The organism is Rothia sp. HMSC061D12, from assembly GCF_001836735.1.
Lineage (GTDB): Bacteria > Actinomycetota > Actinomycetes > Actinomycetales > Micrococcaceae > Rothia.
Genome location: NZ_KV830305.1, coordinates 1,088,872 through 1,109,751 on the forward strand (window position 1 = coordinate 1,088,872; position 20,880 = coordinate 1,109,751).

The window sequence follows — 20,880 nt, forward strand, 5'->3', positions numbered from 1 at the left end:
GGCAACGGAGTTAACGTCTCCATAGCCAGGCGGTACATTATAAAAACAATTCTCTTCGTTTATCCCTTGAACTGAGACATATCAATACGCCGGTCGCAGAAGTCAGCCACCGCATCGCTGTGCGTAGCAATAATGGCACAGGCCCCGGCGTTCACCAGCTCCCGCAGAATATCAAGTACCTGCGCCTCGTTCTCGGCGTCCAGCGCGCCGGTCGGCTCATCTGCCAGAATCAGGGATGGCTGCTTCAACATAAGCCCAGCAAGCGCCACGCGCTGCTGCTCACCACCCGAGAGTTGGTAGATAAGAGACTTCTCTCGCCCAGACAAACCGACCCGGGCGAGGACGGACTCTAGCTCTTTGCGGCTCGGACGCTGCGAACGCGGCATAACCGCGAGCGGTCCGAGGACGTTCTTTTCAACACTCTCCCCTTCTACCAGGGCATAGTTCTGGAAGAGATATCCTAGACTATCACGGCGGAAATGACGGCGGGTTCGCGATGATGAGCCGCTCAACATTGTTCCTTGGAAGGTATATTCCCCTTCAGTAAAGTCGGTCAGGGTCCCTAGACAGTTAAGGAGAGTGGTCTTGCCACTTCCTGAGGCACCAGTTAGGGCTAGCATCTGTCCTGGAGCTACGGCAATATGGACATCAGCAAAAATAGGATGTCCTGCAATACGCACAGACCCCCCGCTTACGGCCAGCAGATTTTCTGTTTTTAAGATGGACGTCATCAGTACATTTCCTTTCGCGCATGATTGGCAACAGTAACTCGGTAGCCTCTGCCAAAGGCCCATAAACTCATACCAATCGACACAATAACAGTGGATGTGAAGAGTACCGTTGCCAGTACTGCAATAACAGATGCAGTCTCAGCCCCAGCATTGAGATACTGCTCGTGGGCCAAACTCGTTAGTTGGAGGACCCCATAGCTAATGACAAGAATCGTCAAAACCGCCTCCCCAATGAGAACCCCACGGAAAGTCCGGGTCGGATGCATACCGTAGGTAAAGGAACGAGCGATACGCTGCTGATGTTCTGCGCAGTACACACGTGCGTACTCCAGAAGGGTCACAAGACACAAAACGGAAAGGATGATGAGCGCATACAAGCTAATGCGTTGTTCGCTCTGCATCCTGCTTGTGAGACTAAAATATTTTTCGCTCACCGGCAGAATTTCACCTACGTAGCTTCGAGCTGCACTACCCTTCAGAGATTCAAGAGCTTTCTGCCGGTCCTTAATAAATGCCCCGTTCTGACTGAAGGCGGCAACGAGCATCTCCATTCTGTCAGTCAGCACAGTTTTCGGGACATACACAATGATGGGGTTCTGCACAAAGTAGTTCGCTTTAGTACCGTCACCATATGTATAGGACCTCGTTACAGACTCATATGCCCTCAACTCCGAAAGCTCAGCACGTGAAGCTTCTAAATTATTCGAGGAAGAAGAGCTATCAGCCGAGTCAAAAGTACTAGAAGCAAGGCGCCTTATATCATCAGTGTGCTTTTCCAATTCCTGGGGATAGTAGACGCTAAGACCACTACGACCTTCCAGGTCTTCAAGAGGAGGTAAACCTGCTGGCAGGGATTCAGGATTACTATCCAGGTATTCACGATTCACGTACAGAAAGGTACGACCCAAGCTCTGATCAGATTTCAGAGAGGCTGATTCATCCTTTCCGGCTCTATAAGCTTCAATCGATTCAGGGGATGTATAGACAGGGTTCTCCGCACTAGCGAGGATGACGTTATCAGATTCTACTTGTTCTTTACTCCAGCCCTGAAGGTTCTGGATGTCACTAGTCTTATACCGGAAACCATTAAAGGACACACTATATCCGTTACCCTGAAGCACCGCGGGGCGGGCTTGATTGAGTGCATGAACTTGCTGAGTCGTGTAAGCCAAAGTGATTAGAGTAGCAACAACAAGAATGAGCGCCAAAGAGCGGCACGCCCAGCTAGCCGCATAGGTAATACGCGTAGGTACCTTTCCTTTAAGGGCTTGTCCAATAGGTATAGCTACAGTAAGTGCACAAGCCACATAATGCAGCAGAAGCATAAGGCCCAACATCCAGCACAACAGGATAAGCTGAACTTTCAGCGTCAAAGCTGCAAAAGCCCACGAATTGTACAGGGCGAGGAATGTATAGAAAAGGGCATAGAGGCCCAGAATTCCACAAAGAATAGCAGGCCCCGACTCTAGCAGCTGTGCACCGTAGACACGGTTTAAGGATGCCCCATGCAGACGCAGGCGCGCGCTTTTTTTCGTCTGCCGGAATATGGCACCAATCAGAGCCGTACTAAGGGCTAGGCATGTTGCAATAAAGGCATACCCGCCTGAGGTTCCCATGTAGTACCCTGCAATACTTCGGAGATTGAGAACATCGTATTCCGTTGTATGCGCACCATTTTCACGCAGGGTAGCGAGTAGCTGGGCGCGTTGTTGCTCACTACCGCCATAAAGGTTGTAGAGACCTCGCGCTTCTGCAACCTTGCCCGGATTAAGCCTTTTGACCTCAACGCGGTCTTCAGGGGTATAGGAAGGGTATCCTGTTTGTTCCCACCCACGTACAGTATTTTCGGCACCACAGAATTCGAGTACGATACCGTGCCGAGTATCTGACACATCAAGGGTGCGACGAGCTATAGCGATACTGTTCTTCTCCGCTTCCTGACACATATCCTCTAGAAATTTGCGAGTATCTACGCCTTCGCTGATTGAAGGAATCTGGAGGTTACGGGTATGCCCAAGAGACATCTCCGAGTTGATACTCAGAAGCATGAAGAAAGGGAACACAATGGAGGCGAGGGCCGCCCATAGATAAACTGAGGTGAGGGCCGATACATACCGGCCAAATCGGAATCGGCACTTAAGCATGGGGATTCATTTCTGTCATATGGGCGGACCGCCTGATAGATTCACTCAGACGGCCCGCCAAATATTTTGTATATTAGCTTCCTGCATCATTTGCAGGGCCATATTGCTAATACGCTATAGAACATCCAACGCGCTCATCTCTAACAATGGTTGTTATAGTAAGCCTCGTTAGTGTGGTCCCAAGAATGACCAGACGAAGCCCTAGCAGTGGTAAAGGGCTTCTTACATCCGGAGTAAACCCAGTTACTTCCCCAAACGGTTGCACTATGCCGTGCTTCTTTGTGGTAATAACGAGACCACACACCCCAGATAGACGAACCATAGTCCCAAGTACCACCATGCACCTCAACAACAGTCGCCGCAGCCGGGACAGTTGCGGCAGGAACGGCAGTCAGGGCCGTCACGCTCAACGCGGCAGCAGCAAGAACCTTCTTAACAGGGGGAGCGAAGATACCCATTTCTAATCTCCTTCGATAGGTATATCCATATGGTATTGAACTTGCAGTTTTGCAGAAGTTCTTTCAAAGAATATAGACCTTAGCCATATCCTTATTAGATACACTACAGTGAAAATATAATCCCAGTCACTATAAAATGAGAAAGTTTCACAACATGGCATAAATTCCATTCTCCCAAAGACAGTGACTCAACCCCTACCTAAAAGAGCACGTCAAAACAATACCGCCCGGTAGTCGGAGGGATAAACCCACCAACCACCGGGCGGTGATTCATGAAGCTACATTAGCCGCGGTACGCAGGAACCACGGTCAGGTCAGCCTTCTGGAACTTCTTCAGGTCCAGGTAACCGCAGTTAGCCATTGCGCGCTTGAGCGCACCGACAATGTTGCTGGTGCCGTTCACGTGGTGCGAAGGACCGTACAGGACCTCCTCCAGGGAGCCGACAACACCCAGCGGGGTGCGCACGCCGCGCGGGAAGTCCAGCGAGTGCGCCTCGTTGCCCCAGTACCAGCCCTGGCCGGGAGCCTCGGATGCGCGAGCCAGCGGAGCGCCCAGCATGACAGCGTCAGCACCCAGTGCGAGCGCCTTCACCATGTCGCCGGAGCGACCCAGGGAGCCGTCAGCAATCACGTGCACGTAGCGGCCACCGGACTCGTCCAGGTAGTCGGAACGTGCAGCGGCGACGTCGGCGATAGCGGTTGCCATCGGTGCGGAGATGCCCAGGCCCTGGCGGGTGGTCTGTGCGGAGCCGCCGCCGAAGCCCACCAGCACGCCGGCGGCGCCGGTACGCATCAGGTGCTTAGCCTGCGAGTAGCCAGCCACGCCACCGACGATGACGGGAACGTCCAGCTCGTAGATGAACTTCTTCAGGTTCAGCGGCTCGTGCGAGGTGGAAATGTGCTCAGCAGAGACGGACGCACCGCGGATGACGAACAGCTCAACGCCCGCCTTCACTACGGTCTCGTAGTGCTCCTGGGTGTTCTGCGGGCTCAGGGAGCCTGCAACGACCACGCCGGAGTCACGAATCTCTTCCAGGCGCGCAGTAATCAGTTCCGGCTTAATCGGCTCGGAGTAAATCTGCTGCATGCGGGTAGTTGCGGAGGCGGGGTCCGCCTCGGGCAGCTCAACAATCTCGTCGAGCAGCGGCTGCGGGTCCTCGTAGCGGGTCCATAGGCCCTCGAGGTTCAGCACACCCAGACCGCCCAGCTTACCCAGGGCAATAGCGGTCGCCGGGGACATGACCGAGTCCATGGGCGCACCAATGATGGGGGTGTCAAACTTGAAGGCATCAATCTGCCAGGAGGTGTCGACATCACGGCGGTCGCGGGTACGGCGGGTGGGCACCAGCGCCACATCATCCAGGGAGTAGGTGGGGCGGGCGTTCTTGGAGAGGCCAATCTGAATTTCAGACATGGGGTGAATCCTTTCGAATTCGGTTTGAGGGGTGCCGCTGGGCGTTATTCGCGCCGATGCCCGCCCCGATACCCGAGCGGGTATGGGGCGGGCTCAACGGCGCATGGTGTGCACACCATGCGGCGAATCATCGTTGGTGATGCGTTTTAGCGGCGATAGTTCGGTGCCTCAACGGTCATCATGATGTCGTGCGGGTGCGATTCCTTCAGACCTGCGGGGGTGATGCGCACGAACTGACCCTTGTGCTTGAGTTCCTCGATGGTGCGGGAACCGACGTAGAACATGGTCTGGCGCAGGCCGCCTTCGAGCTGGTGAATCACTGCGGAGAGCGGGCCGCGGAAGGGAACCTGACCCTCAATGCCCTCGGGAATCAGCTTCTCTTCGCTGGAGACGTCAGCCTGGAAGTAACGGTCCTTGGAGAAGGACTTGTGGCGGCCGCGGGTCTGCATTGCGCCGAGCGAACCCATGCCGCGGTATGCCTTGTACTGCTTACCGTTCATGAAGATCAGCTCGCCGGGAGACTCGGTGGTACCAGCCAGCAGGGAACCGAGCATCACGGAGTCAGCGCCGGCAACCAGTGCCTTGCCAATCTCGCCGGAGTGCTGCATACCGCCGTCAGCGATCAGCGGCACGCCTGCCGGGATTGCTGCCTTAGCGGACTCGTTGATAGCGGTCACCTGGGGAACGCCAACACCGGCGATAATGCGGGTGGTGCAGATGGAGCCGGGACCAACGCCAACCTTCACGCCGTCAGCGCCAGCGTCAATGATTGCCTGTGCGCCCAGGCGGGTTGCAGCCTGGCCACCGATGACGTCCACGTGTGCTGCGGCGGGGTCCTTCTTCAGGCGGGCGATCATGTCGAGCACGCCCTGGGAGTGACCGTTTGCGGTATCCACGAACAGTGCGTCGACGCCAGCCTCGACCAGGGTCATTGCACGCTCGTAGCCGTCACCGAAGAAACCGATAGCGGCACCGGCACGCAGGCGGCCGTCCTCGTCCTTGGTGGCCTTGGGGTACTGCTCGGTCTTGACGAAGTCCTTCAGGGTAATCAGACCGGCGAGCTTGCCTGCGTCGTCGACCAGGGGCAGACGCTCAATCTTGTTGTGGGACAGCAGTGCGAACGCTTCGTCCTTGGTGACGCTGGGGTGCGCGGTGACCAGCGGCATGGGGGTCATGATGTCGCGAACGCGAATGCCGTCGTAGTCGGAGCGGGAGATGTAGCGGATATCGCGGTTGGTGATGATACCTTCCAGCACGCCCTCTTCGCTGACAACCGGCAGACCGGAAACCTTGTAGTAGCCGCAGACCTCGTCGTACTCAGCGATGGTTGCGTCAGCACCGATGGTGACGGGGTTGATAATCATGCCGGACTCGGAGCGCTTCACGCGGTCAACGTGTGCCGCCTGATCCTCGATGGAAAGGTTGCGGTGGATAACACCCATACCGCCCAGACGTGCCATAGCGATTGCCATAGCGGAATCGGTCACGGTGTCCATTGCCGCGGAGATGATGGGGGTGTTCAGGGTGATGCGCTTGGACAGGCGGGTGGAGGTGTCCGCATCGGAGGGAATGACGTCGGTGTTGCCGGGCAGCAGCAGCACGTCATCGTAGGTCAGGCCGGTGAAGCCGAAGGGATCCTCGGACAGAGCGGTGGGAATGGTCATTGTCTACCTTTCGGATGCTGGCTTCATCGGTGAGAAGCTCAGCCTATACGTTGCGTATGTCAAGATGCGGTACGACCCGCCTGCTCGCACCCCACAAGGTGGTTTGAGCGCAAACGGGAGCAGCTTACCTTCTATAGTAAACCGCTAAAGGTTTCTTTGCTGAGAAGCACTCATAGTAAGCACCCCTCAGCGGGAGGCCGCCGGTAGGTTCTAGCGCACTCACGAACGCGAGCGCACCCGAGCCTACCGACAGCGAGTGCCCGGTACCGCCTCCACGATGGAGGGGCAGTACCGGGCACACACACTATTTAGTCTTCTTCAGTTTCTTCGGGCTTCTCAACCACCAGGGTCTCGGTGGTCAGCACCAGAGCCGCGATGGAGGAGGCGTTCTGCAGGGCCGAACGGGTCACCTTCACCGGGTCAATCACGCCGGCCTCAATCAGGTCGCCATACTCGCCGGTCTTGGCGTTGTAGCCGTGACCCACGGGCAGCTCGGAGACCTTGGAGACGATGACGTAGCCGTCCTCGCCGGCATTCTCAGCGATCCAGCGCAGCGGCTGGACCAGGGCGCGGCGAACAATCTGTACACCCACGTTTGCGTCGTGGTTGCCCAGGTCCATGCCGTCCAGTGCCTTCAGCGCGTGAACCAGTGCGGAACCGCCGCCGGAGACGATGCCTTCTTCCAGAGCGGCACGGGTGGAGGACACTGCATCCTCGATGCGGTGCTTGCGTTCCTTCGCCTCAACCTCGGTTGCGGCACCGACCTTGATAACGCCCACGCCGCCGGCAAGCTTAGCCAGGCGCTCCTTGAGCTTCTCGCGGTCCCATTCGGAATCCACGCGCTCAATTTCGCGGCGAAGCTGCTGCACGCGGTCCTCGATTGCCTCGGGGTCGCCGCCGCCGTCCACAATAGTGGTGTGGGACTTGGTGACGGTCACGCGGCGTGCCGAACCCAGGTGCTCCAGGGTGACCTGCGGCAGGTCAATGCCGAGCTCGCCAGTCACGACGGTACCGCCGGTCAGGATTGCCAGGTCCTGCATGATTGCCTTGCGGCGGTCACCGAAACCGGGAGCCTTCAGAGCCACCACGTTGATGGTGCCGCGCAGCTTGTTCACGACCAGTGCGGAGAGCGCCTCGCCGTCAACGTCTTCAGCGATGATGGTCAGCGGCTTCTTCGCCTGAACGATCTTCTCGAGCACGGGCATGATCTCTGCGATGGTGGAAATCTTGCCCTGGTAGAGCAGCACGAGGCTGTTCTCCAGCACTGCTTCGCCGCGCTCAGCGTCGGTCACGAAGGAGGGCGAGAGGTAGCCCTTGTCGAACTGCATACCTTCGGTGATGTCCAGCTCAATCTCGGTGGAGGAGCCGTCTTCGATGGTGATGACGCCGTCCTGGCCGACCTTCTCGAAGGCGCGAGCCAGCAGCTCACCAATCTGCTCGGACTGCGCGGAGATAGCGGCAACGTGCGCCACCTCGGGGCCTTGCACGGGGCGTGCGTTCTCGAGCAGGCGTGCGGAGACAGCCTCCACAGCAGCCTCAATGCCGCGCTTGACGTCGGCGGGTGCTGCACCGCTGGTGACGTTGCGCAGGCCCTCGTTGACCAGTGCCTGTGCGAGCACGGTTGCGGTGGTGGTACCGTCACCGGCTACGTCGTTGGTCTTGGTGGCGACTTCCTTCGCCAGCTGGGCGCCCAGGTTCTCGTACGGGTCGTCCAGTTCAATTTCGCGGGCGATGGACACGCCGTCGTTGGTGATGACGGGTGCACCCCACTGCTTGTCGAGCACAACATTGCGCCCGCGCGGGCCAAGGGTTACCTTGACCGCGTTTGCCAGCTTATCGACGCCAGCCTGCAGGGACTTGCGGGCGGCATCGTTGAATTCAAGCTGCTTAGCCATGTGTTCGCTACTCCTAGTGCGTCACAGAAAGAAAATGAGGGGCAGATGACAGCTCATGCGCCGCACCGGGTGAACGGTACGGCGCATGAGCATCTGAAAGTATTAGTCGACGATTGCCAGAACGTCGCGTGCGGAGAGAATCAGGTACTCTTCGCCCTGGTACTTGACCTCGGTGCCACCGTAGCGGGAGAACACGACAACGTCGCCTTCCTTGATGTCAACGGGGATGCGGTTGCCCTTCTCATCCACGCGGCCGGGGCCAACGGCGACGACGCGTGCTTCCTGCGGCTTTTCCTTCGCAGTCTCGGGGATGACCAGACCGGATGCGGTGGTCTGCTCAGCCTGTTCGATCTTGATAACGACGCGGTCTTCCAGCGGCTTGATGGCCATAATCGGTTCCTCCGGATTGTGGATTGACGTTTGATGCGAGACAGCGGCGCAGTGGCGCGCCTAATGTACTGTCTCGAGTGCTACCTCAACTCTAATTTCACCTGCGCTTTCGGTCAAGAATAGCGGCGCTCTGCCGGGGTGTTTCACCGCAAGGCGAACGCCGAGCAAAAAGCTGGGCAAATCGGGCTCCTCACCTCTCAAAACCGGCACCCCGTAAAATGAGGAGCATGCCTACATCCCCTTTTACTCCCGCCGCTGAGCTTCCGTTCAGCGCCGAAGCGCTCGCGGCAGCCGACGAGCTCTACCCGCTGGGCTCGGATACGCTCAGCGCCGTTACCTCTTTGCGTTCGCGCGGTTTCAGCCCCGAGGAGTCTGCACAGATTATTTCGCTGGCGCAGGCTCGTACCCGTGCGCGCGCCAAGTTCGGCGAGCGCGCCCGCACGCTCATGCTGACTCAGGAGGCTGCGGAGCAGGCGACCCGCCCGGTGATTGCGCATTATCGCGCTCAGCGTCTGCGCCCTGTTGCCGGCACGGTGGCTGATTTGGGGTGCGGTATCGCCTCGGATTCTGCCGTATATGCGGCGGATCGCGGTGCCGTGGTTGCGGTGGAGTTGGACCCGCTGACGGCTTCTTTTGCGGCGAAGAACCTTGAGTTCTGCCCGCAGGCGCGCGTGTATTCGGGCGATGTGACCGACTATGTGTACGGTGAGCTTCTGGATGCTGCCGGTGAGCCGGTGGGCATTGTGTGGATGGACCCGGCACGCCGCGAGCTACGCGGTACCAAGAAGGCTCAGACGGAGCGTCTTTTTGATCCGGAGGCGTTCTCTCCCCCGTTCTCGTTCGTGCTGAATCTGGCGCGCACGGGTGTGCCGATGGGTGTGAAGTTGGGCCCCGGTTTTCCGCATGAGGGCATCCCCTTGCCCGAATATATTGCGTCGGAGGCAAACCCCAACCCGCGCGTTGAGGCGGAGTGGATTCAATCGGAGGGGTCCCTCGCCGAACTGGTCCTCTGGTTTAACGCGCTGGCGCAGGAGGGTGTGGCTCGCACCGCAACTTCGGTGCGTGAGCTGCCCGTTGAAGAAGCCGACCTCGATGAAAGCCCCGAGGAAATCCCCAACGAAAGCTCTAACGAAGACTCCAAGAAAACCAGCGCCCTACTACCGCCCTACGAGGCGGTCAGCTTCCGTAGCCCCCTCACGGCAGCAGAGGCTCAGCAGAGCGTGGAGGTTCCGGTATCCCTGCCGCAGCCGGGCGAATACCTTCTGGAGCCTGCCCCGGCGATTGTGCGCTCGCATCTGGTCGCTGAGTTTGCGCAGAGTATTGGTGCGCATCTGCTGGATGAGCACCTGGCGTACCTGTGTTCTGCCAAGCCGGTGGAGCATCCACTGGTTGCTTGCTACGAGGTGCTGGAGGAGATTCCCCTGCAGGAGAAGCAGCTGAAGCGTTGGGTGCGTGAGCAGGGCTTTACGGCGCTGACGATTAAAAAGCGTGGCGTGGATATTGTTCCGGAGCAGTTGCGTGCACGCCTGCTGGGTTCTGCAGGTTCTAAGACCTCTAAGAAAAAACAGAAAAAGAATGCTAATTCTTCTTCGGGTGCACAGGAGCCTACCTACCGTCCGGCAACGCTGGTCTTTACCCGCATCGGTTCGGGCAGGGACTCGCGCCGTATCGGCTGGCACGTGCGCCCGCTCTAGCTTTCAGGCCCCGCATCCAACCCGCACATCCGGCTGCACGTTTGGATTACCGTTCGTGACGATTCGTTACGGTACCGTTTTCGGATTCTGCACTCGACAGGGCGCTGAGCACCGCTAGACCGTACACTAGATACAGTGCCTAATGAGAAGATACGGGCCTAATAAAGATACGGGGCCCAGTAGAGGTACTCCCCCGCGGAGCCGGCTCTCACCAGCTAGTACCCTGCCGGGCCGAACCCACCGATAGCAAACTTCCGTAGTCGGCACTGTGCACGACACTATTTCCAGACGCAGGAAAGGCCATATGATCGACTTTGCTTCCTCCCCGCAGTCCACTCTCGGCGTGGAATGGGAGATTGCACTTATCGACCGTGAAAGCGGCGAACTGACCCAGCGCGCCGGCGAGGTGCTAACCATCCTGCGCGAGCGCCGCCCCGAACTGCTCGAGCCCGCCTCCGACCGCGCGCACGTGACCGGCGAATTCCTGGAGAACACCATCGAAGTGGTGACCGGCATCTGCCACACCGTCGCCGAGGCATGCCGCCAGCTGCAGGAACTGACCGACATCATCCGTGAAATCACCGATGACCTGGGCATTGAGTTCTACCCCGCCGGCACGCACCCCTTCTCCCACTGGGCTGACCAGCCGGTCGTGGCGAAGGAACGCTACCAGCGTGTGGTCGAGCGTGCCCAGTACTGGGGCCGCCACATGGTCATTTACGGCGTGCACGTGCACGTGGGCGTTGACTCCCGCGATAAGGTTCTGCCGCTTATTGACGCGCTCACCAACTACGGCCCGCACCTGCTGGCGCTTTCCTGCTCTTCCCCCTACTGGGATGGCGTGGACACCGGGTACGCATCACACCGCACCCAGCTCTACCAGCAGCTGCCGACGAACGGCCTGCCCTTCCACTTTGATACTTGGGAGCAGTACAGCGAGTACCTCGATTCGCTCGTGGCAACCGACGTGATTAACGACCCCAGCGAGGACCGTTGGGATGTGCGCCCGGTTCCGCGCTACGGCACCATTGAGATGCGCTACTGCGATGGCCTCGCCTCCCTGCCGGATGTTGCCGCGATCGTGGCGTTCACGCAGTGCCTGGTGGAGTACTTCTCCCGCCGCATTGAGGCGGGCGAAAGCATTGAAGTGCTCGCCCCCTGGCACGCGCAGGAGAATAAGTGGCGCGTAGCCCGCTACGGCCTGGAGGCTAAGATCGTAGTCTCCAACGAGCCGGTACAGCGCACCCTGCGCGAAGATTTCGAACTGCTTCTGCCCAAGCTGGAGCCGGTGGCACGCGACCTTGACTGCGAGGTGGAGCTGGCTCAGGTGCGCCGCATCCTCGCCGAGGGTACGGGTGCGGATCGTCAGCGTGCGGTCTTTGAGAAGACCGGCTCTCTGCGTGAGGTGGCGCTGGATGTTGCCGCGCAGTCCCGCGCACGGGCACTGCGTTAGCGCCGTTCCCCCGCGGCTAAAGTTTGAATACAGAGATGCCTCGGCGCAGTCCTTTGGGAGACTGTGCCGAGGCATTTCTATGAGTATTTTCGAGGCGAGCCACAGGAACGCGCTCGCGCTGCCTTTCTGAAACAGACCGTTTAGAACAGCCCGTTTAGAAGCAGCCCGCTTAGAAACAGACAGTGGTCACCGGCAGCGAGGAGTCCGTCGTAAAGTCTACGCCCGAGGGTTCACGACCGGCGGCGACCAGACGGGCGCCCAGCGCCGCAACCATCGCGCCGTTGTCGGTGCACAGGGTGAACTTCGGAATGATCAGGCGTACCCCCTCGGAGGCGCACCGGGCGGCAAGCAGCTCACGCAGACGCGAATTAGCCGCCACACCACCGCCGAGCAGCAGGGTCTTCATGCCCTGCTCGCGGCAGGCGAGCATCGCCTTCTTGGTGATAACGTCTACGACAGCCTCCTGGAAGGACGCGGCAATATCGGCGACCGGAACCTCTTCACCGGCGGCCTCAAAGCTTTCAATCACGCGCGCCACGGCGGTCTTCAAACCGGAGAAGGAGAAGTCATAGCGGTGCGCGCCGGGCTCCTCGACGGTGCCCATGAACTTGCGGTTCGACAGGCCGCGCGGGAACACGAAGGCGTTGCGGTTACCCTCAGCGGCGGCGCGGTCAATCGCGGGGCCGCCCGGGTAGTCCAGGCCGAGCAGTCGGGCGACCTTGTCGTAAGCCTCGCCTGCGGCATCGTCGAGGGTCGCGCCGAGCAGACGCACATCGGAGGTAATGTCGCGCACCTGCAGGATTTCGGTGTGACCGCCAGAAACCAACAGTGCACCCAGGCCACCCGAGCCGGCATTCGCCAGCAGGTCGGAGCCGTCCTCGGTGCCGTTATCCTCCAGCAGGCCAACGCCAACGTGGGCGACCAGGTGGTTAATGCCGTAGAGGGGCTTGCCGGTGGCAATAGCGAGCGCCTTCGCCGCGGAGACACCCACCATGAGTGCGCCCGCCAGGCCGGGGCCGGCGGTGACGGCAATAGCATCCACCTGATCGAGGGTGATGTCCGCTTCGGCGAGTGCCGCTTTGAGGGCGGGGATCATGGCGTCCAGGTGGGCGCGGGAGGCGATTTCGGGGATCACGCCGCCAAAGCGCACGTGCTCTTCCATGGAGGAGGAGATGGTGTTGCTGAGCAGCTGTGCACCGCGCACAATGCCGATACCGGTCTCATCGCAGGAGGATTCGATGCCCAGAACGAGGGGTTCGCGAGTGCTCATAGTCTATCTTTCTGTTGCGCTGTCTGCGCGTAGTGCTTCTAGTTGCAGTAATGGAAGGATGCAGTGATATAGGGATGCAGCGGCGTAGAGGGTGGCGGATACTCGCCTCTATCGCGGGGATTGCCGTTTAGTTCAACGGATTATTTAGAACGTGCATTCCATAATGATGGCGTCGGTTCCGTCATCGTAGTAGCCGCGGCGTACGTGAATCGCACGGTAGCCGTTGCGTTCGTAGAGACGCTGGGCGCGCGGGTTGTCGGCACGCACCTCCAGCAGGATGCGCTCGGCACCCAGCTCACGGGCACGCTCGTGCATCTGCTCAAGCATGGCGCGACCGAAGCCGTGGCCCTCGTACTCGGGGAGCACGCCGATGGTTTGAACGTCGGCGGTGTCGGCTACGACCATGGTTCCGCAGTAGCCGATAGCGCGCCAGCCGCCTTCGTTATCTTCCGAACCTTCTGCGGGCAGTTCCAGCATGTAGTAGGTGCGGGTCGGGTGGGTCAGTTCCTCAAGGAACATGTCGATGTGCCAGGCGTCGGCGGGGAACAGGGTGGTTTCCATGCGGTGCATAGCCTGCACGTCCGCGAGTTCGGCAACGCGCAGGCGAGCGCCCAGAGCTAGGTCGTCTCGCACGATATTTTCAGAGTTTTCAGCAGCGCTCATTTAGCTTTCCTTCTGCGCGACAGTCTGTGCAGTGGCCTGACCGGCAGCCTGTGCCGCCTGCTTCTGCTGGCGGGCGAGCATTGCGGCGGGGACCTTCGCGTCCGAGTCGCGCAGGTACTGGGCGGAGGTGTCCTCGCTCAGGTTCTCTACGCCCAGGCGTGCCGCGGCGGCGACCAGGTACTCGGCGTGCGGGTGCACCTCGCGGGCAGAATCGACAATGGTCCAGCCGTGCTCTTCGAGGGTCTCGGAGTACAGGCCGGCACCGTAACCGTAGGCGTAGGAGGGGCCTTCACCGGGCAGAATTTCGGAGGCGGGGCATACGTTCGGGCCGTCCACCAGGGTGTAGCCGTCGGTCTCCACGCGGTAGCGTGCTGAGTAGACTTCGCGGCGGCGCGCGTCGGAGAGTACGAGCAGCTCGGCACCTTCTGCGGGCTCAAAACCTTCAGCAGAAGCGAACGCTCGTTCTGCATTCTCTTCCCCGGCAGTACCCTCAGCACTTTCCCCGGCAACCACGCCAGACACAGCACGCTCAGCCAGCGCGGTCAGGCTCATCATGCCGTACACCGGCACCGACCAGGCAAAACCCAGAGCGCGCGCAGTAACGATACCGGCGCGAAGGCCCGTAAAAGGTCCCGGACCGGTACCGGTCAGAATTGCATCCAAATCTTCGCCGCGCACGCCAGCGTCCTGCAGGGCCGCCTGCGCGTAGGGACCCATCACCTCGGCGTGGGAGCGGGTATCTTCACTCTCGTAGCGGGCGAGGATTTCGAAGGACGCACCGGCTTCGGAGCCGTGCACACGGGCGAGCGCCACAGATGCGGTGGCGGATGAATCAAGGGCAAGTACTAGCACCCTATCATTCTAACGCGCGGGCTCTAGGCGCTCTGCAGGGCCTCTTTCAGAGCGTCAAAAGCGTGCTCCCAGCGAGGGCCGAAGGCGCGCACCCGCAGCAGGCGAGGCTCGGGGGTGTCCGCATCCTCGTCGCTTTCGTCCTCGTCTTCATCGTCCCAGCTGAACTCTTCGGCACCCGAGTAGGCGAAGCGTGCATCCGCGCCGGTCAGACGGGTGAAGTCCAGCTCCAGGCGGGAATCGCTCAGGTGCTCAGCCTTATCGCGACCCCACTCGATGACGGTCACCGAGCGCGGCAGGGAGAACTCCAGATCCAGGTCGTCGAGCTCTTCGGCGCTGGAGAGGCGGTAGGCGTCCACGTGCACCAGGTCGGGGCCGCCGGGGCGGGGGCCGTCCGGCAGGTTCGGGTGCACGCGCGAGAGCACGAAGGTCGGTGAGATAACGCCTTCACGCACGCCCAGGCCTTCACCCAGGGAGCGGGTGAACGTGGTCTTACCCGCGCCGAGCTCGCCCGAGAGCAACAGTACGTCCCCGGCGTTCAGGTGCTGCGCCAGGGTGAGCGCCAGGCGGCGGGTATGGTCGGGGCCGGTCACATCCAGGTCGAGTGCGGCAGAAATATACTCAGAGCTCATTAGCCCTCCTGCTCCTGCCCGGTACCCCACAGCTCGTTCAGCTCAGCTTCAACCCAGGAGCCGCCAACATAGAGGCGCTCCACGCGGGACGAAATGCGGGTCACGATTTCGTAGTTAATGGTCTGCGCGGCATCCGCCCACTCTTCCACGGGCGGGTTCTCACCGGCACCAAAAAGGATGGCGGGCGCCCCCAGGTAGCCCAGGGCGGGGTCACTCAGACCGGGTTCGCCCAGGTCAACGACCATCTGGTCCATGGCGATGCGGCCGACCACGCGGTAGGTCTTACCTTCCGCACTGTTAGGCACGGAGCCGTTCTCCGCGTTCTGCGCGCCCGGGTAGATGCGCACCGGCGCGTTCTCCGCAATGCGCGGCACGCCGTCAGCGTAGCCGAGCGGCACCAGCGCCAGGGTGGTCGCCTTGGGAGTGTGGTAGCGCAAACCGTAGGACACACCCTGACCTGCGGGAACTTCCTTCACCGCGGCAATGTAGCTACCCACCGTCATGACAGGCTTCAGGCCCAGGTCCTCAGCGGTCACCTCCGGCAGCGGGGAAAGACCGTAGAGAGCCAAACCGCAACGCACGCCGTCACCGAGCAGACGCTCCTCCGTGTCCCAGCCCTCCAGCGAGGCGGTCAGGGTCGCAGGCGAGTTCGCCAAATGCACGATCTTCGGGGCCAGGCCAGCCTCACGAGCCTGAGCCACAAAAGTATCCAGGGTGTCGAGCTGCTGCGCAGTCTCGGCGCGGGTCGGCTCATCAGCAACCGCCAGGTGGCTAAAAATACCTTCAACCGTAATCAGACCGGACTCCTCGAGAGAAGCGGCACGAGCGACCAGCGCAGGCCAATCCGCCGCGGTGGCGCCGTTACGACCCAGACCGGTATCAGCCTTCAGATGCACGATAGCGCGCTCGCCGGTGCGTTCAGCGGCGGCGGCTACCGCCTCCAGGTCCCAGCCGGAAACGCCCAGACGAATCTTCTCCTGCAGTGCCGCATCAAAGTCGGTGGAGGGGGTGTGCAGCCACGCCATGAGCGGCGCGTCAATACCGTCAGCACGCAGTTCCAGGGCCTCGTTCACGTGCACCACGCCCAGCAGGTCGGCACCGGCAGCAATAGCTGAACGTGCCACCGGGTACGCGCCGTGACCGTACGCATCCGCCTTAATCACGGCAATGAGCATGCGGTCACCAATGAGTTCCTTGAGGCGGCGCACGTTATGTTCCAGCGCGTCAAGGTCAATCGTGGCGCTACGTTCCACCTGGCCGGGAGTGCAGGGCGGGCAGTAAAGCGGTTCGGCAGGCTGCTGAGGGTGAGTCATGGTCCTTCGTTTCTGACGGGCGGGTACTACAGGCTGTGCTTGAGCAGCCTCTCTTCTACTAAATTCTAGACCTCCCGCTGTGCGAAAGTCCTGTCGCGCTACACTAGGTCAGGTACCCCTTTAGAGAGGAAAGCATCGATGAGCACTCTGCCGCCGGTTCGGACGGTTCACGTGTATTCCATGCACACCGACCCTTTTGCGCAGCCCGGTAGCGGAGATGCAGGCGGCATGAACGTCTATATTGCCCGGTCGGTGCATGCCATGCTGGAGCTGGATCCCGAGCTGCGGGTTGAGGTTTTCACCCTGGACCGCGGTGAGGCGCTTCCGGCTGATTCGCCGTTCCGTCAGCCTCCTCAGCCCGGCGAGCGCCTTGTGCGCCACAGTCTTGATCTGCCCTCCGCCCGTGGTCTTTCGAAGAATGAGCTGGCTACGGTCACCGATGATTTTGCGCAGGCGTGCGTGGAGCAGGCGCTGTACACCCCGGATATTATTCACGCCCACTACTGGCTGTCGGGTCAGGCGGCGGCTCGCGCATCCGAGCTGTGGTCGGCGAAGGGTGCCGGCTCCCCCGTTCCTGTTCTCTTTACTCCCCACACAACGGCTGCCACCAAGGATGCGCGCCGCGGCGAAGGCGAGGCACCCGAACCCGAGGAACGCTACCGCGCTGAGTACCTGATGAGTAGCTCCGCGAGCCGGGTCATTGTGAACACTCCCCTGGAGGCGCAGCAGATGGGCGAGTACTACGGTACGGACGCGCAGAAGCTTGCCATTATCCCCCCGGGTGTTGACACCTCGATTTTCCATACGATTCCTGGCGTGCATCCGCTCAATGACACCTCGGAGACTCGTTGCCGCATTGTGTTTGCCGGTAGGCCTCAGCCGTTGAAGGGCCCACATCTGCTGGTGGAGGCGCTCGCGCTACTCCCCTCCGATCTGCAGGTGGACGTGGATATTATTGGTCGTTCCGATTCGGATTATGAGCGCCGCCTGTTGCAGCGTGCAACTGAGCTGGGTGTGGCAGATCGGGTGCATTTGAAGGACCCGGTTCCGGCGTCTGAGTTGGCGAATATTTTCCGTGCCGCCGATATTGTGGCATCCCCGTCGTCGTCTGAGACATTCGGCCTGGTCGCTTTGGAAGCGCAGGCGTGCGGCGCGGCAGTGCTCGCTACGGATGCTGACGGTCTGCGCTATGCGGTGGAGAACCACCGTACGGGCCTGCTGGTGGCTCCTCGTACTCCGCAGCGTTGGGCTGCGGCTATTGAGCGTCTGGTGCGTGCCCCGTATCTGCGCCACTCGTTGGGCGCGAACGCTGCGGCGCGTGCCCGCACGATGGGTTGGGATCAGACGGCGCGTAAGACCCTAGAAGCTTATGCCGAGGTACGTGAAGGTATCTCGCAGTAATGTATTTTTCACGTCATGAGGAGTTTTAATGTCTTTCTCCATGAGCCGCGATGAGTTCGCCGCATACCTGGATTCGGTGCGTATTACCGGCGAGGTGGCGACCCCGCGCGAGAATAATCTGGACCATATTCAGGGTTTCCTGGATGGCAATGAGCACCTTGAGTTTGGTGTTCAGTGGACCCGCGAGTGGGATTACGATTCGGTGTTTGAGGTGATGGTCCGCCGTGCGGGTCTGAACCCGGACCGTTCGCATACTCACGGTCAGGACACGATTGGTGCCGAGCAGTGCATCAGCGCCCTGGAGGAGTACGCCCGTATCTTCGGCGAGGCGGTGCGTGCCGGTTCCCGCATCCTGTTTGCGACCGGTCACCCGGCGGGCCTGTTCCCCATTTACGCGGTAATGGCTGCAGCGGCGAAGGCTGCGGGTGCTGAGGTTCTTCAGATTGAGGAGGGCGAGCGTTTCCTCGACGGCGACGTCCGCCAGATTATGGATGTCGTGATGTTTGAGCAGTACGGCAACCTGCAGCATACACATTTCCCCGGCCCGATGCGCATCGCTTTGGATCAGCTGGAGGCGCGTGGCGTGACCCCGGATCTGGTGGTTTCGGATCACGGTATGGGTGGTTATGCGGCGTCTACTCGTAAGCTGCTGACGATTGGCATTGCGGATTGTAATGATCCCGGTCTGTTTGTTGCGGCTGAGCAGGGAGATTTGCCGGTGTGTGTGCCGATGGACGATAACGTTCCGCCGCGCCGTTATGAACCGATGATTGATTTCATTTTGGATCGTGCGGGGCTTGAGCGCCCTTAATGTCCCTTTTACGCCGTGTGCGTAGGGCTTGTTATTGAGACTCCGGGATTTGTCTTTTTATATGCCGGTTATTGTTTTTCTGCAGATGCGTGAAACATACCGGTAATTTTGGGAGTTTCTTAGCTCCACTAGGCATTCTTCCCGGAGGCTCTTATTCTCTTATTTTTCTGTGATTGATTTCATCACACCGGAGCGACTTTGCCTCTTCATTCTTCGAGACGGAAGACCCCCGACCCCGTAGAATAGTTTACGGAACACGTTTATGCGCTCAGCGGGCTCATATAACGCTCCACTAGGCGTCTTACCAGCGCCTTTGCCGTAGTCTCTGCCATTATTCACTCAGCAAGATTAAGGGTTCACTCATTCATCAGGACAAAGACTAGGACACGTCTCCCTTACACCGATAATTAGGGGTAAATGTGCCTATTCGCCGCTCTCAGTCCGCAATACAGGACAAATTTCCGGGGAAGATTACACCGTTGAAAGTACAAGATCGTCTTAAAAAAATGTGGGGTTCAGACTTCGTTATCAAGCGAAGCTGGCATCCCAAGGTTCAGCGCGCCCTTTACTTTGGCGATTTTTTCGCCATTGCTGTTGCGGTTGTCGCTGCGCATCTGATTCGTTTCGGGTGGGAAAATGCTGACCTGCCCTATGTGAACGTTTGGCCTATTAATGTTCTCGATGGCCGCGTACCCGCGATGGACTATATCTTCTTGGGTATTGGCCTGACCATTGGCTGGTGGTTTATTCTCCAGGTGAATGGCTCCCGTAGCCTGCGCATTATGGGTTTCGGTACTGAGGAGTACCGCCTCATTACTCGCGGCAGTACTTATTTCTTCTGTCTGCTGATTATTGTGGCGTTCTTCCTCAAGGTTGACGTCACCCGCATGTACCTGCTGATTGCTTATCCGCTGGGCCTGTTCTTCCTGCTGATGGAGCGTTGGGTTATTCGTCAGGGCCTGGTGCGTTCGCGTACTCGCGGTCGCGCGCTGACTCGCGTCATGATTATTTCTGATGTGACGACCGGTCAGCACCTGTACAAGAATTTGAAGGATGTGGTTGCTTCCGGTCTGTCCCCCGCTGCGTTCTACCTGCCCGGTTTCACTCCCGGTACTACTGTTGCTGGTGCGCCGATTCCGGTGCTTGGTTACAGCACTTCTCCGGCTGACATTATGGAAGCTATCCGCGAGAACGATATTCACATGGTCGCTGTTACGAATGGCCACCATTTGAGCCCGGACCAGGTTCGTCTGCTGGGTTGGAAGCTGGCGGATGCGCATATTTCGCTGATTATGGCTCCGGCTACGACCGATATTGCTGGTCCGCGTATGCACATGCAGCCGCTGAACGGTCTGCCGCTGGTGCACGTGTCGACTCCGCGTATTACCGGTCTGTCGGCGTTCTTCAAGCGCGCCGTGGACGTTGTGTCCTCGGGTCTGGGTTTGATTCTGCTCTCTCCGCTGTTCCTGGTGGTTGCTCTGCTGGTTAAGCGTGATGGCGGCCCGGTCTTCTTCCTTCAGAACCGTGTGGGTCTGAACGGTGAGCTTTTCAAGATGGTGAAGTTCCGTTCGATGCGTACTGATGCTGAAGAGGTTAAGAAGCGCCTCATGGAGCAGAACGAGGGTAACGGCGTGCTCTTCAAGATGAAGGACGACCCGCGTATTACCCCCATCGGTAAGTTCATCCGTAAGTACTCGATTGATGAGCTGCCTCAGCTGTGGAACGTGTTCATTGGCGATATGTCGCTGGTGGGTCCGCGTCCTCCGCTGGTTGAGGAAGTTGAGCAGTACGAAGATATTGCGTACCGCCGCCTTCTGGTGAAGCCGGGTATTACCGGCCTGTGGCAGGTTTCGGGTCGTAGTGACCTCTCTTGGGAGGAGTCGGTTCGTCTGGATCTCTACTATGTTGAGAACTGGTCGCTTACCGGTGACTTCATTATTCTTCTGCGTACTGTCCGTGCGGTTTTCGCTAAGGAAGGCGCGTACTAAGAAAGATGGTGGGAGTTTCTCCCGCCGATGCGTATGCCGGTTTTTAGTGATGCTGTCCCGGCACAGGCAGCTCGGTATCGTGCATTGATGTAAACGCGTTGAAGGGGCGT

17 protein-coding genes are annotated in these 20,880 nt (G+C 59.5%); 5 read left to right on the forward strand and 12 right to left on the reverse strand.

Annotation, left to right across the window (positions count from 1 at the left end; all coding sequences use genetic code 11):
• Nucleotides 1–59 precede the first annotated feature (59 nt).
• The 7 genes from HMPREF2682_RS04215 to groES all read right to left on the reverse strand — a co-directional run bounded on the left by HMPREF2682_RS04215 (nucleotide 60) and on the right by groES (nucleotide 8,696).
• Nucleotides 60–731 carry an ABC transporter ATP-binding protein gene (locus HMPREF2682_RS04215; protein WP_083311159.1) on the reverse strand — a complete coding sequence of 224 codons (672 nt, stop codon included), beginning with the start codon at nucleotides 729–731 and terminating at the stop codon, nucleotides 60–62.
• A complete protein-coding gene (locus HMPREF2682_RS04220) occupies nucleotides 731–2,875 on the reverse strand; it encodes a hypothetical protein (protein ID WP_070690992.1) in 2,145 nt (714 codons plus the stop codon). The genes HMPREF2682_RS04215 and HMPREF2682_RS04220 overlap by 1 nt, the downstream gene beginning before the upstream one ends.
• A gap of 140 nt (nucleotides 2,876–3,015) precedes the next feature.
• Nucleotides 3,016–3,333 (reverse strand): lactococcin 972 family bacteriocin, encoded by a 318-nt coding sequence (locus tag HMPREF2682_RS09645; RefSeq protein WP_083311161.1) that lies wholly within the window; start codon nucleotides 3,331–3,333, stop codon nucleotides 3,016–3,018.
• 283 nt (nucleotides 3,334–3,616) lie between these two features.
• Nucleotides 3,617–4,747 (reverse strand): GuaB3 family IMP dehydrogenase-related protein, encoded by a 1,131-nt coding sequence (locus HMPREF2682_RS04225; RefSeq protein ID WP_005505070.1) that lies wholly within the window; start codon nucleotides 4,745–4,747, stop codon nucleotides 3,617–3,619.
• Between the two features lie 146 nt (nucleotides 4,748–4,893).
• Complete coding sequence (gene guaB, locus HMPREF2682_RS04230) at nucleotides 4,894–6,411, reverse strand: IMP dehydrogenase (RefSeq protein ID WP_070831719.1); 1,518 nt, start codon at nucleotides 6,409–6,411, stop codon at nucleotides 4,894–4,896.
• A gap of 308 nt (nucleotides 6,412–6,719) precedes the next feature.
• The gene (gene groL / locus HMPREF2682_RS04235) at nucleotides 6,720–8,306 is read right to left on the reverse strand and encodes a chaperonin GroEL (RefSeq protein ID WP_070831722.1); all 1,587 of its coding nucleotides are present in this window, start codon (nucleotides 8,304–8,306) and stop codon (nucleotides 6,720–6,722) included.
• Between the two features lie 102 nt (nucleotides 8,307–8,408).
• Complete coding sequence (gene groES / locus HMPREF2682_RS04240) at nucleotides 8,409–8,696, reverse strand: co-chaperone GroES (RefSeq protein ID WP_005505066.1); 288 nt, start codon at nucleotides 8,694–8,696, stop codon at nucleotides 8,409–8,411.
• Between the two features lie 218 nt (nucleotides 8,697–8,914).
• Between groES and HMPREF2682_RS04245 the strand changes: the two genes are divergently transcribed.
• Nucleotides 8,915–10,390: a class I SAM-dependent methyltransferase gene (locus tag HMPREF2682_RS04245; protein WP_070831725.1), complete on the forward strand. Its 1,476-nt coding sequence runs from the start codon at nucleotides 8,915–8,917 to the stop codon at nucleotides 10,388–10,390.
• A 304-nt stretch (nucleotides 10,391–10,694) separates the two neighbouring features.
• Complete coding sequence (locus HMPREF2682_RS04250) at nucleotides 10,695–11,843, forward strand: glutamate--cysteine ligase (protein WP_070691003.1); 1,149 nt, start codon at nucleotides 10,695–10,697, stop codon at nucleotides 11,841–11,843.
• 169 nt (nucleotides 11,844–12,012) lie between these two features.
• Here the strand turns inward: HMPREF2682_RS04250 and tsaD are convergent, their stop codons facing one another.
• The 5 genes from tsaD to alr all read right to left on the reverse strand — a co-directional run bounded on the left by tsaD (nucleotide 12,013) and on the right by alr (nucleotide 16,570).
• Nucleotides 12,013–13,113 carry a tRNA (adenosine(37)-N6)-threonylcarbamoyltransferase complex transferase subunit TsaD gene (gene tsaD, locus HMPREF2682_RS04255; protein WP_070831728.1) on the reverse strand — a complete coding sequence of 367 codons (1,101 nt, stop codon included), beginning with the start codon at nucleotides 13,111–13,113 and terminating at the stop codon, nucleotides 12,013–12,015.
• A gap of 144 nt (nucleotides 13,114–13,257) precedes the next feature.
• Nucleotides 13,258–13,776: a ribosomal protein S18-alanine N-acetyltransferase gene (rimI, locus tag HMPREF2682_RS04260; RefSeq protein ID WP_070831730.1), complete on the reverse strand. Its 519-nt coding sequence runs from the start codon at nucleotides 13,774–13,776 to the stop codon at nucleotides 13,258–13,260.
• Nucleotides 13,777–14,628, reverse strand: a complete 852-nt coding sequence (tsaB, locus tag HMPREF2682_RS04265) for a tRNA (adenosine(37)-N6)-threonylcarbamoyltransferase complex dimerization subunit type 1 TsaB (RefSeq protein WP_070831733.1) — start codon at nucleotides 14,626–14,628, stop codon at nucleotides 13,777–13,779.
• 23 nt (nucleotides 14,629–14,651) lie between these two features.
• Nucleotides 14,652–15,257 (reverse strand): tRNA (adenosine(37)-N6)-threonylcarbamoyltransferase complex ATPase subunit type 1 TsaE, encoded by a 606-nt coding sequence (gene tsaE / locus HMPREF2682_RS04270; RefSeq protein WP_049346431.1) that lies wholly within the window; start codon nucleotides 15,255–15,257, stop codon nucleotides 14,652–14,654.
• A complete protein-coding gene (alr, locus tag HMPREF2682_RS04275) occupies nucleotides 15,257–16,570 on the reverse strand; it encodes an alanine racemase (protein WP_049346433.1) in 1,314 nt (437 codons plus the stop codon). The genes tsaE and alr overlap by 1 nt, the downstream gene beginning before the upstream one ends.
• 138 nt (nucleotides 16,571–16,708) lie before the next feature.
• Here alr and HMPREF2682_RS04280 point away from each other — a divergent pair, with 138 nt between their 5' ends.
• From HMPREF2682_RS04280 to HMPREF2682_RS04290, 3 genes are all read left to right on the forward strand, one after another.
• Nucleotides 16,709–17,971 carry a glycosyltransferase gene (locus HMPREF2682_RS04280; protein ID WP_049346434.1) on the forward strand — a complete coding sequence of 421 codons (1,263 nt, stop codon included), beginning with the start codon at nucleotides 16,709–16,711 and terminating at the stop codon, nucleotides 17,969–17,971.
• Nucleotides 17,972–17,999: 28 nt separating this feature from the next.
• Nucleotides 18,000–18,782 (forward strand): phosphatase, encoded by a 783-nt coding sequence (locus HMPREF2682_RS04285; protein WP_049346436.1) that lies wholly within the window; start codon nucleotides 18,000–18,002, stop codon nucleotides 18,780–18,782.
• A 506-nt stretch (nucleotides 18,783–19,288) separates the two neighbouring features.
• On the forward strand, nucleotides 19,289–20,770 hold the full coding sequence (locus HMPREF2682_RS04290; RefSeq protein WP_070642928.1) for a sugar transferase: 1,482 nt from the start codon (nucleotides 19,289–19,291) through the stop codon (nucleotides 20,768–20,770).
• Nucleotides 20,771–20,880: the final 110 nt, after the last annotated feature.

What these genes read in the sequence shown, in the direction of transcription:
- HMPREF2682_RS04215 (WP_083311159.1), bottom strand. Translation starts at nt 731, where the DNA reads ATGACGTCCATCTTAAAAACAGAAAATCTGCTGGCCGTAAGCGGGGGG.
- HMPREF2682_RS04220 (WP_070690992.1), bottom strand. Translation starts at nt 2,875, where the DNA reads ATGCTTAAGTGCCGATTCCGATTTGGCCGGTATGTATCGGCCCTCACC.
- HMPREF2682_RS09645 (WP_083311161.1), bottom strand. Translation starts at nt 3,333, where the DNA reads ATGGGTATCTTCGCTCCCCCTGTTAAGAAGGTTCTTGCTGCTGCCGCG.
- HMPREF2682_RS04225 (WP_005505070.1), bottom strand. Translation starts at nt 4,747, where the DNA reads ATGTCTGAAATTCAGATTGGCCTCTCCAAGAACGCCCGCCCCACCTAC.
- guaB (WP_070831719.1), bottom strand. Translation starts at nt 6,411, where the DNA reads ATGACCATTCCCACCGCTCTGTCCGAGGATCCCTTCGGCTTCACCGGC.
- groL (WP_070831722.1), bottom strand. Translation starts at nt 8,306, where the DNA reads ATGGCTAAGCAGCTTGAATTCAACGATGCCGCCCGCAAGTCCCTGCAG.
- groES (WP_005505066.1), bottom strand. Translation starts at nt 8,696, where the DNA reads ATGGCCATCAAGCCGCTGGAAGACCGCGTCGTTATCAAGATCGAACAG.
- HMPREF2682_RS04245 (WP_070831725.1), top strand. Translation starts at nt 8,915, where the DNA reads ATGAGGAGCATGCCTACATCCCCTTTTACTCCCGCCGCTGAGCTTCCG.
- HMPREF2682_RS04250 (WP_070691003.1), top strand. Translation starts at nt 10,695, where the DNA reads ATGATCGACTTTGCTTCCTCCCCGCAGTCCACTCTCGGCGTGGAATGG.
- tsaD (WP_070831728.1), bottom strand. Translation starts at nt 13,113, where the DNA reads ATGAGCACTCGCGAACCCCTCGTTCTGGGCATCGAATCCTCCTGCGAT.
- rimI (WP_070831730.1), bottom strand. Translation starts at nt 13,776, where the DNA reads ATGAGCGCTGCTGAAAACTCTGAAAATATCGTGCGAGACGACCTAGCT.
- tsaE (WP_049346431.1), bottom strand. Translation starts at nt 15,257, where the DNA reads ATGAGCTCTGAGTATATTTCTGCCGCACTCGACCTGGATGTGACCGGC.
- alr (WP_049346433.1), bottom strand. Translation starts at nt 16,570, where the DNA reads ATGACTCACCCTCAGCAGCCTGCCGAACCGCTTTACTGCCCGCCCTGC.
- HMPREF2682_RS04280 (WP_049346434.1), top strand. Translation starts at nt 16,709, where the DNA reads ATGAGCACTCTGCCGCCGGTTCGGACGGTTCACGTGTATTCCATGCAC.
- HMPREF2682_RS04285 (WP_049346436.1), top strand. Translation starts at nt 18,000, where the DNA reads ATGTCTTTCTCCATGAGCCGCGATGAGTTCGCCGCATACCTGGATTCG.
- HMPREF2682_RS04290 (WP_070642928.1), top strand. Translation starts at nt 19,289, where the DNA reads ATGTGGGGTTCAGACTTCGTTATCAAGCGAAGCTGGCATCCCAAGGTT.